This window comes from Thioalkalivibrio halophilus (assembly GCF_001995255.1).
In the GTDB taxonomy this organism is placed as follows: domain Bacteria; phylum Pseudomonadota; class Gammaproteobacteria; order Ectothiorhodospirales; family Ectothiorhodospiraceae; genus Thioalkalivibrio; species Thioalkalivibrio halophilus.
Genome location: NZ_MUZR01000018.1, coordinates 56,439 through 69,771 on the forward strand (window position 1 = coordinate 56,439; position 13,333 = coordinate 69,771).

Annotated in this window: 17 protein-coding genes; 9 read left to right on the forward strand and 8 right to left on the reverse strand. The window is 68.4% G+C overall.

Annotated features, from left to right (window positions below; translation table 11 throughout):
* Positions 1-16 precede the first annotated feature (16 nt).
* The 9 genes from B1A74_RS06655 to B1A74_RS06695 all read left to right on the forward strand — a co-directional run bounded on the left by B1A74_RS06655 (position 17) and on the right by B1A74_RS06695 (position 7,751).
* Complete coding sequence (locus B1A74_RS06655) at positions 17-1,009, forward strand: OmpA family protein (protein ID WP_077244151.1); 993 nt, start codon at positions 17-19, stop codon at positions 1,007-1,009.
* 86 nt (positions 1,010-1,095) lie between these two features.
* Positions 1,096-2,319: an argininosuccinate synthase gene (locus tag B1A74_RS06660; RefSeq protein WP_077244152.1), complete on the forward strand. Its 1,224-nt coding sequence runs from the start codon at positions 1,096-1,098 to the stop codon at positions 2,317-2,319.
* Between the two features lie 43 nt (positions 2,320-2,362).
* Positions 2,363-3,130 carry an MlaA family lipoprotein gene (locus B1A74_RS06665; RefSeq protein ID WP_024328212.1) on the forward strand — a complete coding sequence of 256 codons (768 nt, stop codon included), beginning with the start codon at positions 2,363-2,365 and terminating at the stop codon, positions 3,128-3,130.
* Positions 3,127-3,645 carry a hypothetical protein gene (locus B1A74_RS06670; RefSeq protein ID WP_018869822.1) on the forward strand — a complete coding sequence of 173 codons (519 nt, stop codon included), beginning with the start codon at positions 3,127-3,129 and terminating at the stop codon, positions 3,643-3,645. Before B1A74_RS06665 ends, B1A74_RS06670 begins: the two co-directional genes overlap by 4 nt.
* Positions 3,642-5,042, forward strand: coding sequence for a UDP-N-acetylmuramate:L-alanyl-gamma-D-glutamyl-meso-diaminopimelate ligase (mpl, locus tag B1A74_RS06675; RefSeq protein WP_077244153.1), 1,401 nt, complete (start codon positions 3,642-3,644; stop codon positions 5,040-5,042). Before B1A74_RS06670 ends, mpl begins: the two co-directional genes overlap by 4 nt.
* A complete protein-coding gene (locus B1A74_RS06680) occupies positions 5,039-5,674 on the forward strand; it encodes a flavin prenyltransferase UbiX (protein ID WP_077244154.1) in 636 nt (211 codons plus the stop codon). The genes mpl and B1A74_RS06680 overlap by 4 nt, the downstream gene beginning before the upstream one ends.
* Complete coding sequence (locus B1A74_RS06685) at positions 5,671-6,273, forward strand: LON peptidase substrate-binding domain-containing protein (protein ID WP_077244155.1); 603 nt, start codon at positions 5,671-5,673, stop codon at positions 6,271-6,273. Before B1A74_RS06680 ends, B1A74_RS06685 begins: the two co-directional genes overlap by 4 nt.
* Before the next feature lie 57 nt (positions 6,274-6,330).
* A complete protein-coding gene (gene trxA, locus B1A74_RS06690; RefSeq protein ID WP_024328207.1) occupies positions 6,331-6,723 on the forward strand; it encodes a thioredoxin in 393 nt (130 codons plus the stop codon).
* Between the two features lie 95 nt (positions 6,724-6,818).
* Complete coding sequence (locus B1A74_RS06695) at positions 6,819-7,751, forward strand: AEC family transporter (protein ID WP_026289012.1); 933 nt, start codon at positions 6,819-6,821, stop codon at positions 7,749-7,751.
* A gap of 3 nt (positions 7,752-7,754) precedes the next feature.
* On the opposite strand, the gene B1A74_RS06700 is transcribed toward B1A74_RS06695, so the two are convergent.
* The 8 genes from B1A74_RS06700 to lptB form a co-directional block, all read right to left on the reverse strand.
* Entirely contained in the window at positions 7,755-8,027 is a 273-nt protein-coding gene (locus tag B1A74_RS06700; protein WP_019021464.1) for an HPr family phosphocarrier protein, read from the reverse strand.
* Positions 7,999-8,424 carry a PTS sugar transporter subunit IIA gene (locus tag B1A74_RS06705; RefSeq protein WP_018869829.1) on the reverse strand — a complete coding sequence of 142 codons (426 nt, stop codon included), beginning with the start codon at positions 8,422-8,424 and terminating at the stop codon, positions 7,999-8,001. Before B1A74_RS06705 ends, B1A74_RS06700 begins: the two co-directional genes overlap by 29 nt.
* A 4-nt stretch (positions 8,425-8,428) precedes the next feature.
* Positions 8,429-9,316, reverse strand: coding sequence for an RNase adapter RapZ (gene rapZ / locus B1A74_RS06710; protein ID WP_077244156.1), 888 nt, complete (start codon positions 9,314-9,316; stop codon positions 8,429-8,431).
* Between the two features lie 5 nt (positions 9,317-9,321).
* Positions 9,322-10,362, reverse strand: a complete 1,041-nt coding sequence (gene hprK / locus B1A74_RS06715; RefSeq protein WP_018947415.1) for an HPr(Ser) kinase/phosphatase — start codon at positions 10,360-10,362, stop codon at positions 9,322-9,324.
* A gap of 2 nt (positions 10,363-10,364) precedes the next feature.
* Positions 10,365-10,829, reverse strand: a complete 465-nt coding sequence (locus B1A74_RS06720) for a PTS sugar transporter subunit IIA (RefSeq protein WP_018947414.1) — start codon at positions 10,827-10,829, stop codon at positions 10,365-10,367.
* Between the two features lie 4 nt (positions 10,830-10,833).
* Positions 10,834-11,172 carry a ribosome hibernation-promoting factor, HPF/YfiA family gene (gene hpf, locus B1A74_RS06725; protein WP_077244157.1) on the reverse strand — a complete coding sequence of 113 codons (339 nt, stop codon included), beginning with the start codon at positions 11,170-11,172 and terminating at the stop codon, positions 10,834-10,836.
* A 3-nt stretch (positions 11,173-11,175) separates the two neighbouring features.
* Positions 11,176-12,699 (reverse strand): RNA polymerase factor sigma-54, encoded by a 1,524-nt coding sequence (locus B1A74_RS06730; RefSeq protein WP_077244158.1) that lies wholly within the window; start codon positions 12,697-12,699, stop codon positions 11,176-11,178.
* A gap of 84 nt (positions 12,700-12,783) precedes the next feature.
* Positions 12,784-13,333 (reverse strand): LPS export ABC transporter ATP-binding protein (lptB, locus tag B1A74_RS06735; protein ID WP_077244159.1); only part of this gene is annotated, 550 nt, incomplete at its 5' end.

The window sequence follows — 13,333 nt, forward strand, 5'->3', positions numbered from 1 at the left end:
CGAGTCACGTCCGGGGTTGCCGCGGGTTGCCGGGCGGCTGGCGGCCTGGCTGACCGGCGCCGCGCTGGTCCTGCTGGCCGCTCCGGCGCCGGGCGGCACGCTGTATCAGGAGACGCTCGAGCGTTCGGACTGGACCCGCGTCGAGATCGACGACCTGTGCCGCCTGGAACAGCGGGTGCGCCACGGCGGTTCGCTGCAGTTCGAGACCCGTCCCGGTCTGGCGGTCCGCGCGTTCTGGGATCCGCCCTATCCCGTGCCCGGGCGCTCGCAGGCGCCGCTGGAAACCGGTGCACCGGAATGGCTTCCCGGCGACGGCCCGGCGCCATTGTCGCTGATGCTGCGGGCGGGCCCGGACGACCGCTACCGTGTGCCGGACGATCGCGTGCAGGCCCTCAAGGCCCGTCTGCTCGCCGGCCATGATGTGCGCATCGGGTTCCCCGACGGCGAGGACATCGTGCATTTCCGTGGCATCCGTTTTGGGCGCCGGGTCGAGGGCTTCCGCATCTGTCAGGCGGAGCAGGGGATGGCCGAAGGGGCCCCGGAGGCCGGTGACGGAACGGCACGCGAGCGCTGGGTGGTCTATTTTGATTCCGGGCGCACGGCTCTGGATGGTGAGGCCCGGGCGACGCTGGACCGGGTGGTGGCGGCCCTGGACGGGGTCGAAGGGCCGCGATTGCGGGTGATCGGCTTGACCGATGCCGAAGGCCCGGACAGAGTGAACCGGCGAATCAGCCAGCAGCGGGCCGAAACCGTGCGTGACGCACTTGGCGAGGCCGGCCTGGGCACAGCCGACATCGAAATCGAGGCCGGGGGCGTCGCTCCCGGGGTCGAGGACGAGTCACGCGATGCCCGTCGCGCCGAGATCTGGTGGGTGGGCGAGCGCGGCAGCAGCGGCTCCGGGCCTCAGGGTGAGGATCCGGCACCGGAGGCTGCCCGTGACGCCGACCCTGCCGGGGATGACCCGGCCGCTCCGCAGCCGGTGGAACCCGGGGGCGGTACGGCCTGGTAGCAGTCCCCGCCGCCATGGCTCGATACGCCCGGCCGACTGGCCGGCGTAAACATTGATTCAGTGTCTTTCCCAAGGATTGCATGCCCATGAGTTCGAACATCAAGCGCGTCGTCCTCGCCTATTCCGGCGGTCTGGATACCTCGGTCATCCTCAAGTGGCTGGAGGAGCAGTACGGCTGCGAGGTCATCACCTTCACTGCCGACCTGGGCCAGGGCGAGGAGGTCGAACCGGCCCGCGCCAAGGCCGAGGCCCTGGGGGTGAAGCAGATCTACATCGAGGATCTGCGCGAGACCTTCGTGCGCGACTACGTCTTCCCGATGTTCCGGGCCAATACGGTCTACGAGGGCGAGTACCTGCTGGGCACCTCCATCGCGCGGCCGCTGATCGCGCGCCGCCTGGTGGAGATCGCCGAGGAGACCGGCGCGGATGCGATCGCCCACGGTGCCACCGGCAAGGGCAACGACCAGGTGCGCTTCGAGCTGGGCGCCTACGCGCTCAAGCCGGGCATCGAGGTGATCGCCCCGTGGCGCGAATGGGACCTCAATTCGCGCGAGCGCCTGATGGCGTACGCCGAACAGCACGGCATTCCGGTGGACTATGCCCAGGCGGGCAAGAAGTCCCCGTACTCGATGGACGCCAACCTGCTGCACATCTCTTACGAGGGCGGCCCGCTGGAGGATCCGTGGACCGACTCCGAGGAAGACATGTGGCGCTGGTCGGTGTCGCCCGAGGCCGCTCCGAACGAGCCCGAGGTCCTCACCATCGGTTTCGAGAACGGTGACCCGGTCTCCATCAACGGCGAGAAGCTGTCGCCGGCTGCACTGCTGTCGAAGCTGAACGAGCGCGGCGGGGCCCATGGCATCGGTCGGCTGGATATCGTCGAAAACCGTTATGTCGGCATGAAGTCGCGCGGCTGCTACGAGACTCCGGGCGGTACCATCCTGCTGCGTGCGCGCCGCGCGCTGGAGTCGATCACCCTGGATCGCGAGGCCGCCCACCTGAAGGACGAGCTGATGCCGCGCTACGCCAGCATCATCTACAACGGCTACTGGTGGAGCCCCGAACGGCGCATGCTGCAGGCGGCGATCGACGAGTCCCAGGGCGTGGTCAACGGCGAGGTGCGCCTGCGCCTGTACAAGGGCAACGTGATGGTGGCCGGTCGCCAGTCGCCGGACAGCCTGTTCGACGAGTCCATCGCGACCTTCGAGGACGACGCCGGCGCGTACGACCAGAAGGACGCCGAAGGCTTTATTCGGCTCAACGCGCTGCGCCTGCGGATCGCGGCCAGCCGCAACCGCAGCGGGACCTGAGGTCATGGGCTTCCCGGGGCGTCCGCGAGGGTCGGCGCGGGGCATGCTGCGGTGGCTGGTCGTGCCCGGGCTGGCGCTCGGTCTGCTGCTCGGCCTGGCCGGCTGCGCCAGCGTACCGTCCGAGGACCGCCATCCGGATGATCCCTGGGAGTCCTACAACCGCGCGATGTTCGCCTTCAACCAGGAGGTGGACCAGGCGATCCTCAGGCCCACGGCCGTGCAGTACCGCCGCCTGCCCGACCCGGTGCAGACGGGCGTCGGCAATTTCTTCTCCAACCTCAACGACGTGACGGTCCTGTTCAACAACCTGTTGCAGGGCAATCTGCACGCCGCGGCCTCGGATACCAGCCGGCTGATGTTCAACACCACGTTCGGTCTGGCCGGCCTGATCGACGTCGCCTCGCCGATGGGACTGGACAAGAACAACGAGGATTTCGGCCAGACCCTCGGTGCCTGGGGCGTGCCGTCCGGGCCCTATCTGCAGCTGCCGCTGCTGGGGCCCAGCACCGCACGGGATGCGCCCGCCCGCCTGGTCGACAGTCAGACCGATCCGCGCAACGTCCGCAGCGTCCGGCGCGATCGCACGCCGCTGTGGGTCGGCCTGGTGGTGGTGGACGTGGTCGACATGCGTGCGGGGCTCATCGACACCGAGGCCATGATCGACCAGCTTTCCGATGACCCCTACATCGCCATGCGCAGGGCGTATCTGCAGCGGCGCGATTTCCTCACCGGTGGCGCCCAGGCCGACGAGCAGGCCGAGGAGATGCTGGACGAGCTTGAGGCGCTGGAAGCCATGGAGGCCGGGGAGTGAACGGCCTGCTGGTCATGCTGGACATCCTGCGCGCCCGCCGCGGACCGCAGGACCTGCCGGCGGATCCCGCGCTCGCGGTGTTCTGGACCGGGGTCGCGGTGGCCGTGGGGCTGGCCATCGGCGTGCCGATGTATGGCGCGACTGCGGCCCTGGTCATGAATCTGGTGGATGTGGCGGTGCTGTTCGGCTTCGTGGCCCTGGCACTGCGGTTTCAGGGCTTTGTCGGGCGCCAGGTGCAGACCTTTACCGCGATGGTGGGTACCGGGGCGATCCTCGGGCTGCTGATGGCGTTGCTGACGCTGGTCGCTCCGATTGATCCGGAGGCCGGGGAGGCCCCGCCGCTGGCGGTACTGGGCATGTTGCTCCTGCTGGGCTGGTTGCTGTTCGTGTATGGCCATATCCTGCACCAGGCCCTCGAACTGTCGAACCGCATGGCGGGGGTCGTGATCGCGCTGGGGTTCGTCCTGATCTCGTCGGTGATCACCCAGGGCGTGGCCGGGGCGGTGACGGCATGAACCGCTCCGCCGATCTGCACATCCTCGGGATCGGCGGGACCTTTATGGGCGGGCTGGCGCAGCTGGCGCGCGCCCGCGGCTATCGCGTGAGCGGGGCCGACGCGCAGACGCTTTATCCCCCCATGAGCGAGCAGCTGGCGGCCGCGGGCATCCCTTACCACGCGGGTTACGAGGCCGAAGCCCTGCCCGAGGACGTCCCGGTGGTGGTGGGCAACGTGATGACCCGTGGCACGCCCGCGGTGGAGGCGATGCTGGACCGCGGGCAGGCGTACACCTCCGGTCCCCAGTGGCTGGCGGAGCACGTGCTGCACGACCGCTGGGTGCTGGCGGTCGCGGGGACCCACGGCAAGACCACCACCAGCTCGCTGCTGGCCTGGATCCTGGAATACGCCGGCATGGCGCCAGGATTCCTGATCGGCGGGGTCCCCGGCAACTTCGGCGTGAGCGCGCGTCTCGGCGAGTCGCCGTTCTTCGTGATCGAGGCGGACGAATACGACAGTGCGTTCTTCGACAAGCGCGCCAAGTTCGTCCATTACCGGCCACGGACCCTGGTGCTGAACAACCTCGAATACGATCACGCCGACATCTACCCGGATCTGCAGGCGATCGAGCGTCAGTTTCATCACCTGGTGCGCACCGTGCCGGGCCAGGGCAAGATCCTGATGCCCGCCGGGGACGCCGCACTGGAACGCGTGCTGGAGTCCGGTTGCTGGACACCGGTGGAGCGGCTCGCGACCGGCGAGGACGGCCCCGCAGACTCGGCGGTAGCGCTGAGCGCTCGCTCGCTGTCGGCCGACGGTCGCTGCTTCGAGGTCCTGGAAAACGAACAGCCGTGTGGTCGCGTTGAATGGTCGATGTGCGGTCGGCACAACCAGGCCAATGCGCTGGCGGCGCTGGCCGCGGCCCGCCACGCCGGCGTGCCGCTCGCCACCGGGCTGGCGGCGCTGCCGGAGTTTCGCGGGGTCCGTCGACGCCAGGAGCTGCGTGCGGAGATCGCCGGGGTCCGGGTCCTGGATGACTTCGCTCATCACCCGACCGCCATCCGCATGACCCTCGAGGGCCTGCGCGGCGGACTGGACGAGGGCGGGCGCCTGCTGGTGGCGCTGGAGCCCCGGTCCAACACCATGCGCATGGGGGTGCACGCGGGTGCGCTGGGCGATGCCCTGGATCGCGCTGATGGCGTGCACCTGTACCGGCCGCCCGACCTGGACTGGGCCATCGGTCCGCTGCGCACCCGTCTGGAAGAGCGCCTGACGGTGGCGCCGTCGGTGGATGAGCTGCTGCAGGGGCTGCTGGACGGCCTGCGACCCGGCGACACCCTGGTGATCATGAGCAACGGCGGTTTTGGCGGGCTGCATCAGCGCCTGATCGACCGCCTGCGGGAGGAGCGGTCATGAGTCGGCGCATCGCCCTGGCCCTGACTGGCGCGTCGGGGGCACCCTATGGCCTGCGCCTGCTGGAGTGTCTGGTGCAGGCCGGGGTCGAAGTGCATCTGATGGTGTCGAAGCCGGGACAGGTGGTGCTCGGGATGGAGACCGACCTCGGCGTGCCCGGGCGGCCGGTGGAGATCGCCCGGTTCTTCAGTGAACGCTACGCTGCCGCGCCGGGTCAGATTCAGTGTTACGGCCCGGACGAGTGGACCGCCCCGGTGGCCAGCGGCTCGGCGGCCCCCGAGTCCATGGTCGTGTGCCCCTGTACCACGGCCACGGTATCGGCGGTGGCGACCGGGGCCTCGCGCGGGTTGATCGAGCGCGCCGCCGACGTGGTCCTGAAGGAGCGCCGCCGCCTGATCCTGGTGGTGCGCGAGACCCCGTTCTCCGAGATCCATCTGGAGAACATGCTGCGCCTGACCCGCATGGGCGCCGTGGTGATGCCGGCCAATCCGGCGTTCTACCATCGCCCCGAAGGTCTGCAGGACCTGATCGATTTCATGGTGGCGCGGGTCCTGGATCACCTGCAGATCGAACACGCACTGGGTCCCCGCTGGGGGACCGGGCACCGCCAGGGTGGAGAGGACGGCCCCGAATGAAGACGCTTCCGCTGTTTCCGCTGAACACCGTACTGTTCCCGGGTGGTCTGCTGCCGTTGCGGATCTTCGAGACGCGCTATCTCGACATGGTGCGTGGCTGCCTGCGCGACGACAGCGGCTTCGTGGTGGTGGCGATCGAGCCGCCCGCCGAGGGCGAAGAACCGCCGTCCGAATCGGATCCGACGGTGGGGTTCCATGCGGTGGGCACCGAGACGCGCATCATCGACTGGGACCAGCGCTCCGACGGTCTGCTGGGGATCCTCGCCAAGGGGGCGCAGCGCCAGCGGATCCACAACCCGCGGCGCGGGGATGACGGACTGTGGCTGGGCGAGGTGGAGCCGCTGGACGAATGGCCGGCGGTCAGCCTGCCGGTGGACTACGCATCGCTGGCCGGTCTGCTGGAGCGTCTGCTGGATCAGCTGGGCACGCCCTGGTCGCATCTCGAGCGCCACCTGGATGATTCGGCCTGGGTGGCCGGGCGTCTCGCCGAACTGCTGCCGGTGGATCTCGCGATCAAGCAGTCGCTGCTGGAATCCGATGATCCGATCGATCGTCTCGAGCGTCTGCGGGCGGCCATGCTCGCGCAGTCGTCTCCCTGACAGCATCCGGGCGGCCTGTTAAGGTAAAGGGCCGTAATTTCAAGCCGGAGCCCGATCATGGCCGTTCAGGAACTCACGCAGGACAACTTCGAATCCACCATCACCGGGAATGACATCGTCATCATGGATTTCTGGGCGCCGTGGTGCGGCCCGTGCCAGCAGTTCGCGCCGACCTTCGAGGAAGCCTCGAACAAGCACGACGACGTCGTCTTCGCCAAGGTCAACACCGACGAGGAGCAGGGCATCGCCGGTGCCTTCCAGATCCGCTCCATCCCGACCCTGATGATCTTCCGCGAGCAGGTCATCGTGTTTTCGCAGCCGGGCGTCCTCTCCGCGGCGCAGCTGGACGAGGTGCTGGGCAAGGTGCGCGAGCTGGACATGGAGGCCGTGCGCGCCGACATCGAAAAGCAGCAGCAGGAACAGGAGCAGCAGGCCGGCGGCAACGCCTGAGCCCGGCTCCCGCCGTAACCACCTCCCGCGGCCCGTTTCCGGGTCGCTCCGTCCGCCACTCGAACCGACCCTGACAAGCCGACGAGGTCCCCCCCGTGCTCAGCGTGATGACCCAGATGGGGGCCCTGATCGTTGCCGGGGTCGGCTGGCGGATCCTGCAGCCCGGCGGTCTGGATGCCGAAACCACCCGCCGGGTCCTCACTACGCTCGTCTATTACCTGCTGCTGCCCGCGCTGGTGCTGCAGGTCCTGTGGACTGCACCGCTGGGCCTGGACTCGGTGCGCATCGCCCTGGTGGCCGGGGCGACGGTCCTGATTACCCTGGCCGTTACTGCCGGTGCGTGCCGTGCATGCACCGCCGACCGAGCCGCAGTGGGCGCGATGCTGCTGGCCGCCGCCTGGCCCAACGCGACCTATCTGGGCCTGCCGATCCTCGACAGTCTGTTCGGCGAGGCGGGGCGCGCGGTTGCCATCCAGTACGACCTGTTCGCCTGCCTGCCGCTGGTGCTGACCCTGGGCGTGGTCCTCGCGCGCCGCTACGGCGACGGCCGCATGCCGCCGGTGCATCCGCTGCGCGGCCTGTTGTCGGTGCCGTCGATCTGGGCCGCCCTCGCCGGTGTCACCCTGAACCTGGGCGGGGTGCCGCAGACGGTCTGGCTGGAGGAGTGGCTGGGACTGCTGGCGGATTCGGTGTCGCCGCTGATGCTGTTCGCTCTGGGCCTGGCACTGGTCTTCCACCGCTTTCACGGGCGCGACGCCCGCCCGCTGGCGGTCGTCGTGGTGATCCAGCTGCTGCTGGCGCCGGCGGTGGCGCTGGGACTGGTGTGGCTGCTGGGCATGGAGGGGATCCCCGCGACCGGGACGGTGCTGGAGGCGGCCATGCCGGCGATGGTGCTGGGGCTGGTGTTCTGTGACCGCTTCGGGCTGGATACCGGGCTGTACGCGGCCGCGGTGACCCTGACCACGGCCCTTTCGCTGGTTACCCTGCCGCTGTGGTTCGCCCTGGCCGGCGGTCTTCTGGGGGGATGAGCCTCAGGATTCCTCGCCGAAGCGGTCGGCGACCAGTTCGGTCAGGGCATCCAGCGCCGCCTCGGCATCCTCTGCGCCGTCGGTGCGGATCGTGATCTCCGAGCCCTGCGCGGCGGCCAGCATCATCACCCCCATGATGCTCTTGCCGTTCACTTCCTGATCGTTGCGGGCGACGGTGACATCGGCGGTGTACTGACTGGCGAGGCTGACGAACTTCGCGGCGGCCCGGGCATGCATGCCCAGCCGGTTAACGATGGGAACTGCGCGCTGCGGCATCGCTGGATTCCTGGTCGCAGAGAAGGATTCCGTCATGGCCCCCGGACAGCGCCTTGTTGACCAGTTCGCTCAGGGGTAGATGGCGGTAGTTGAGTACGCGGACGAGCATCGGCAGGTTGACGCCCGCGATCACGCGCGCGTTGTGTCCGCGCGCCACGCGGCTGGCCACGTTGGCCGGCGTGGAGCCGAACATGTCGGTCAGGACCAGCACACCGGCACCGCTGTCGAGGGTTTCCATGCGGGCGCGCGCCTGCGCCTGAATATCGTCCGGATCGTCGCTTTGTGACATCGCCATGGACTCGCAGTCCTCGGGCAGGTCTCCCAGCATGCTCTGCGCGGTCTGCAGGAGTGTGTCGCCCAGGTTTTGATGCGTGATCAGGATCAGACCGACGCCCATGGAACTACTCCGTTTCAGGGGAGAGAGAATCGAGCTCGCGATGACGGGTGCTAACAGTAACATGTTCCCGCTCGCGCCACGCAGCCGCCAGCCGTTCCACCAGGTAGACCGAGCGGTGGCGCCCGCCGGTGCAGCCGATGGAGACCGTGGCATAGCTGCGATGGTCCGCCACCAGCCGCGGGATCCAGGTGTCGAGGAAGCCGTGGATGGATTCGAACATCGCCCCGACCTCGCCATGGCTGTCGAGGAAACCCGCCACCGCCGGATCCAGCCCGGTCAGCGGCGCCAGTTCACGCTCGTAGTGGGGGTTGGGCAGACAGCGCACGTCGAACACGAAATCGGAATCCAGCGGCGAGCCGTGCTTGAAGCCGAAGGACTGGAACAGCAGGGACAGGCCGGCGGTCTCGCGGCTGCCGACCCGGCCCCGCAACGTGCGCGCGAGGTCATGCATCGACAGCCGGCTGGTGTCCACGGTCAGGTCGGCCTCCACCGCCACGTGCCCCAGCCAGGTCCGTTCCATGCCGATCGCTTCCACCAGCGGGATGCCGTCGCGAGCCAGCGGATGCCGCCTGCGGGTCAGGTGGTAGCGGCGCAGCAGGACCTCGTCGGAGGCATTGAGGAACAGCACCTCGACCTCCAGGCCCGATCCGCGCAGCTCGCCCAGCAGCTTGCCGAAGCCGCTGAGGGCGTCGAGGCCCGAACGGACGTCCACGCCCACGGCCAGGTGGCGGTCACCGCCGGTGTCGTAATGGCCGCTGCGGACCTTCTCCACCAGTTCCGGCAGCATCGGCAGCGGAAGGTTGTCGACGCAGAAGTAGCCGGCGTCCTCCAGGGTATGCAGGGCGACGGTCTTGCCGGAACCCGACAGACCACTGACCAGCAGCAGACGCATGTCGGTCAGCCCTCGGGATCGGGGTTGGGGACCGTGGTGCTGGGCCCGCCGATGTGGAAGATGGACTCCTCCTGCTGATCCTCGCCCATCTGGCGCCGCTGGCGGGCGCGCAGGTCGTCCCCGGCGATGTAGCCCTGCATGTGCAGCAGGTGATTGCGGACCGCGGCCTCGATCATGACCGCGATGTTGCGTCCCGGCGCCACCGGCAGGCTGATCAGCGGGATGCGCAGGCCGAGGATCTCGCTTTCGCCGCGACGCCCGTTCAGACGATCGTCCGGCACCGGCGAGGGCTCGTTGTGGTCGCGCAGATCGATGATCAGGCGCAGATATTTGCCGCCCTTGATCGCCGAGTCGCCGTACATCGCGCGGATGTTGAGCACGCCCAGGCCGCGCACCTCGAGCAGGTCCTGGAGCAGGGCGGGGCAGTGTCCGCGCACGATATCGGGGGCAATGCGCGCGAATTCGGGGGCATCATCGGCGATCAGCCGATGGCCCCGCGAGATCAGTTCCAGCGCTACCTCGCTCTTGCCGACGCTCGACGCCCCCGAGATCAGCACGCCGATCCCGAGGATCTCCATGAACACCCCGTGGCGCACCTCGAAATGAGCGAGGCGCTGCTGCAGGAAATAGCGCAGCAGGGCGATGACTTCGTGCGAGGAGGTGCGTGTGCACAGGATCACCGGCAGCGGGTCGTCACCAGCGTGGGGCATGCGCGGGAACGGGCAGGTGTCCTCGGCGAAAATCACCATGGTGGTGCCGGTGCGGGCCATCTCCAGCACAAGGTGGTCACGCTGTTCGTCGGACAGGCCGGCGATGTAGCGGGCCTCGTAGTCGCCGATGACCTGGATGCGGTTGGGGCGGATCAGGTTGAGATGGCCGGCCAGCGGCAGGTCGCCATCGCCGACTCCCAGGAGTTCGCGGTCGCCCGCGGCCTCCTCCCCGTGGACGTAGCGCAGGTCCAGACGGCTCCCCATCGCCCGCGTGAGCGCGGCGATGGTGATGTTGCTCGCGGTGCCGTCGCCTGCCGCCTCCGCCCGGTCGGCCATGGTCAGGTGTCTCCCAGGGCCCGGGTGAGGGCCTGCTGGACCCCCGCGCTGTCCGCGGCGCGCCGGATGCCGGCGAGGGTGTCCGGCTGCGACAGGCCGCGTGCGAGCTGGGCCAGCAGGTCCAGGTGTTCGCTGGTGGCCTCTTCCGGCACCAGCAGGGCGATCAGGATGTCCACCGGTTCGTGGTCCATGGCCTCGAAATCCACGCCCTGATCCAGACGCAGGACCGCGATGCGGGGCGTATCCAGCTCGGCCAGACGGCCGTGCGGAATCGCCACGCCATGGCCGAGCCCGGTGGAGCCCAGTTTTTCGCGGGCCGACATGGCTTCGAACGCGGCGCTGGCCGCCAGCCCGTCCGCGGCCCCGTCCACCAGCAGATCGGCGAGGGTTTCCAGCGCTCGTTTCTTGCTGGAGCAGTCGGCTTCCAGTCCGATGCGCTCCGGGGTGATGAGCTCGGCCGGGTTCATCGGTTTACGGGGTCTGTTCGCGGTTGCGCTGGTGGCCTTCGGCGCGATGATGGTCCTTGACCTTCTCCTTGTGCTTGATCAGCTGGCGGTCGACCTTGTCGATCAGGCCGTCGATGGCGGCGTACATGTCGTCGTGGCTGGCCTCGGCGTGGATGTGGTTGCCGGTGACCTGCAGATTCGCTTCCGCCTTGTTGTGCAGCTTCTGCGTCTTCTCGTGGGTCAGCACCACGTGCACGTCGATCACCTTGTCGAAGTGGCGTTCCAGCTTCTCGAATTTCTCGTTGACGTAGTCGCGCAGGGCGTCGGTGATTTCGACGTGGTGTCCGGTGAGGTTGATCTGCATGGGTCAGGCTCCTTTCGGTTTGCTTCCGGTCGGCATGGCGGCCATCTGGCGGCGTTCGCTGGAGGATGGCAGGTTCATGCCCTCCCGGTATTTGGCCACGGTACGTCGGGCCACGTTGATGCCCCGATCCGCCAGGATCCGGGCGAGGCGGGAATCGCTGAGCGGTTTGCCCGGCGTTTCCTCTTCGATGAGTTCGCGGATCATGGCACGAATCGCGGTCGCGGAGCATTCCCCGCCGTCGCTGGTGCCCACGTGACTGGAGAAGAAATACTTGAATTCGAACACTCCGCGGGGGGTGTGCATGTATTTCTGCGTGGTCACCCGCGAGATCGTGGACTCGTGCATCTCCAGGGCTTCGGCGATGTCGCGCAGGATCAGCGGCTGCATCGCCACCTCGCCGTGTTCCAGGAACCCCTGCTGGCGTTCGACGATCGCTCGCGCTACGCGCAGCAGGGTGTCGTTGCGGCTGTGCAGGCTCTTGATGAACCACCGCGCCTCCTGCAGCTGGTCGCGCATGAATGCGCTGTCGCGGGCATCGGAGACCTGGCGGACCATGCCGGCGTAGAGGTCGTTGACGCGAATGCGCGGGGCGATCTCGGGATTCAGGTCGACCTGCCAGCCCTGGTCGGTATGACGCACGTAGACATCCGGGACCACGTATTCCGGCGGCGTCTCGCTGATCTGGGCGCCGGGGCGCGGGTTGAGCGTACGGATCAGGTCCAGGGCCGCGGCCAGCTCGTCGGCATCGCGCACGCCGCTCTGGCGCTGCAGTGCCTTGTAGTCACGCCGGGCAAGGGCGTCCATGCCGTGTTCCAGGACCGCGCGCGCGGCTTCGCGCGAGGGCGCGTCCGGCGCCAGCTCGCCCAGCTGGACCTCCAGGCACTCGCGCAGATCCAGCGACCCGACCCCGAGGGGGTCGCAGTGCTGCAGCCAGTGGCGCACTGCCTCCACCTCGTCGGTGCCGACCGGGGTGTCCTCGCCCTGACTGATGGTGTCGGCCAGGGTCTCGACGTCCCCCTCGAGGTAACCGTCGCCGTTGATGGTGTCGATCAGGGCGGCGCCGATGCGCTGGTCACGCGGGGTCAGGTGCGACAGATGCAGCTGCCACAGCAGGTGGTCCTGCAGGCCACCGCCATCGTCGTCCGAGGTGTTTTCCAGGGGATCGCGGTCGTCCAGTCCGCGCGGGCTGGCGCTGGCGTCGTAGATGTCTTCCCAGCGGGTGTCGGTCACCAGTTCGTCGGGGATGACATCCTCCGAACCGCCGGCGTCCACCGTTTCGCCGGTGCCGGCGGCGGCATCGCTGGCGGTCTCGTTCTCGCCCTCGGTGCCGGGGTCCGGGGTTTCTTCGCCATCGGCGCCGAGTTCGTCGTCCTCGGCCTGTTCCAGCATGGGGTTGCTTTCCAGCGCCTGCTGGATCTCGGCCTGGAGCTCCAGCGTCGAGAGCTGCAACAGCCGGATGGCCTGCTGCAGCTGCGGCGTCATGGTCAGCGTCTGACCGAGCTGCAGGTTCAGCCCGGGCTTCAGCATGAGTTGGGAGAGGCGTTGTTCACCATAAGTGAATAGTAATCCCTTGTTGTGGCCTTGTGCACCGGCCGGATGTGGCGATCGGTGTCACAGGCGGAAATTTTCGCCGAGGTAGACCTCGCGCACGCGGGCATCGTCCAGCAGTTCCTCCGGCGTTCCCGCGCTCAGAAGGTGCCCCTCGCTGAGGATGTAGGCGCGGTGGCAGATGCCCAGGGTCTCGCGCACGTTGTGGTCCGAGATTAGTACGCCGATGCCGCGTTCGGCCAGGTGGCGGATCACTTCCTGGATCTCGCTGACCGAGATCGGGTCGACCCCGGCGAAGGGTTCGTCCAGGCAGATAAACCGCGGATCACCGGCCAGCGCACGGGCGATCTCGGCGCGCCGCCGTTCGCCTCCGGACAACGCGATGCCGGGGCTGTGGCGCACGGTTTCGAGCTGGAATTCCTCGATCAGGGCATCGCCAATGCGGCGGCGCTCGTGGCGGTCCAGTCCGGGCCGCAGTTCCAGCACTGCCTGCAGGTTGTCCTGGACCGACAGGCGGCGGAAGATCGAGGCCTCCTGCGGGAGATAGCCCAGCCCGGCGCGGGCGCGTTCGTGGATGGGGGCCTGCGTGATGTCGCGCCCGCCCAGGGTGATG

Coding starts and splice junctions, on each gene's coding strand:
- B1A74_RS06660 (WP_077244152.1), top strand. CDS start 1,096: ATGAGTTCGAACATCAAGCGCGTCGTCCTCGCCTATTCCGGCGGTCTG.
- B1A74_RS06665 (WP_024328212.1), top strand. CDS start 2,363: ATGCTGCGGTGGCTGGTCGTGCCCGGGCTGGCGCTCGGTCTGCTGCTC.
- mpl (WP_077244153.1), top strand. CDS start 3,642: ATGAACCGCTCCGCCGATCTGCACATCCTCGGGATCGGCGGGACCTTT.
- B1A74_RS06680 (WP_077244154.1), top strand. CDS start 5,039: ATGAGTCGGCGCATCGCCCTGGCCCTGACTGGCGCGTCGGGGGCACCC.
- B1A74_RS06685 (WP_077244155.1), top strand. CDS start 5,671: ATGAAGACGCTTCCGCTGTTTCCGCTGAACACCGTACTGTTCCCGGGT.
- trxA (WP_024328207.1), top strand. CDS start 6,331: ATGGCCGTTCAGGAACTCACGCAGGACAACTTCGAATCCACCATCACC.
- B1A74_RS06700 (WP_019021464.1), bottom strand. CDS start 8,027: ATGCCGCAGCGCGCAGTTCCCATCGTTAACCGGCTGGGCATGCATGCC.
- B1A74_RS06705 (WP_018869829.1), bottom strand. CDS start 8,424: ATGGGCGTCGGTCTGATCCTGATCACGCATCAAAACCTGGGCGACACA.
- rapZ (WP_077244156.1), bottom strand. CDS start 9,316: ATGCGTCTGCTGCTGGTCAGTGGTCTGTCGGGTTCCGGCAAGACCGTC.
- hprK (WP_018947415.1), bottom strand. CDS start 10,362: ATGGCCGACCGGGCGGAGGCGGCAGGCGACGGCACCGCGAGCAACATC.
- B1A74_RS06720 (WP_018947414.1), bottom strand. CDS start 10,829: ATGAACCCGGCCGAGCTCATCACCCCGGAGCGCATCGGACTGGAAGCC.
- hpf (WP_077244157.1), bottom strand. CDS start 11,172: ATGCAGATCAACCTCACCGGACACCACGTCGAAATCACCGACGCCCTG.
- B1A74_RS06730 (WP_077244158.1), bottom strand. CDS start 12,699: ATGCTGAAGCCCGGGCTGAACCTGCAGCTCGGTCAGACGCTGACCATG.